Source organism: Ferroplasma sp. Type II, assembly GCF_000496155.1.
Map to the genome: position 1 here is coordinate 1 of NZ_KI542851.1, position 1,421 is coordinate 1,421.

Below are 1,421 nucleotides of genomic sequence, written 5' to 3' on the forward strand. Positions count from 1 at the left end.
TGGATATATTTGGCCTAATTGTGGAAATGGCATTTGCAATGTTCTTCATTTTTTCTATGAAAAATTTGTCATAGCCGGAAAGTTCTGAGATTTTGTCAGTATCCATGCCCTGAAATAATCCCTCGAATATGGCGAACAACCTCTGGTCATTTGGTATTTTCATAAGTTCCATGGTTTTTTCAGGCGAGGTGAAGAGTCTCATCTGTACTGCCTGTTTAATATCCAGAGATGATACTGCCTTCATGAGGGCTTCTTCGAATATCCTGCCTATTCCCATGGCTTCTCCTATGGATTTCATTTCGATGCCTATTTCTCTTTTTACCGAGAACTTGTCAAAGGGCCATCTTGGAATTTTCACAGTAATGTAATCCATCGATGGCTCAAATGCAGCATATGTGTTTTTGGTCACCGGGTTTCTTATTTCATTTAAATTATAACCAATAGCTATTTTTGTGGATATTCTTGCTATAGGATACCCAGATGCCTTTGACGCCAGTGCTGAGGAACGTGATGTTCGAGGATTTACTTCAACAACATAATATTCATCTTTTTCCTGGTCCAGGGCAAACTGTATGTTGCATGATCCAACAACACCTATCTCATTAACAATATGAATGGCAGATGTCCTTAATTTCTGGTAATCGTCGTTGCTAAGTGTAAGTGAAGGCGTTGTGACTATGCTTTCACCTGTATGAACCCCCATGGGATCAAGATTTTCCATGTTGCATATGGAAATGCAGTTTCCATTGTTGTCACGCATCATCTCATATTCTATTTCCTTTAAGCCCAGTAAGGATTCATCTAGTTCTACAGTATCATTGCGCACTGAAAAATAATCATTGCAGTAATCAAAAAGTTCCTTCTGATTGTTTATTATGACACCTCCTGATCCTCCAAGCGAAAATCCTGTACGCAATATAAGTGGATATTTTTTTATCTCAGGCACTAATTTTTTGTAATCGGAATTAGTCAGTGTATACGATTCTATTATGGGTTCGCCTATCTTCTTCATCAGGTTAAAGAATTTTTTTCTGTCCTCAGCCACTTCTATGGAAGGAACGGGTGTACCAAGCACTTTTATTCCATATGATGAGAGAATTCCCAGTTTGTCTAACAGTATGACCAGGTTAAGCCCCACCTGCCCACCGGTGGAAGGTAGTATGGAATCTATCTTTTCCTTTCTTATTATTTCTATGACGCTTTCAGGGTCTACGGGCTCAATGTAAATCCTGTCAGCTATTTCACGGTCTGTCTGTATAGTTGCAGGATTCGAGTTAAGCAATACAGTCCTTATTCCCTCCTCCTTCAATGCAAGGCATGCCTGAGATCCAGAATAATCAAATTCCGCTGCCTGGCCTATAACTATAGGCCCGGACCCAATAACCAGTGTGCATTTTATATCTGTAATCATTTTTATTCAC

1 protein-coding gene is annotated in these 1,421 nt (G+C 39.5%); it reads right to left on the bottom strand.

The window, feature by feature from the left end:
- A partial coding sequence (gene carB, locus AMDU4_RS13885) for a carbamoyl-phosphate synthase large subunit (protein WP_021788552.1) occupies positions 1-1,411 on the bottom strand: 1,411 nt, incomplete at its 3' end.
- Positions 1,412-1,421: the final 10 nt, after the last annotated feature.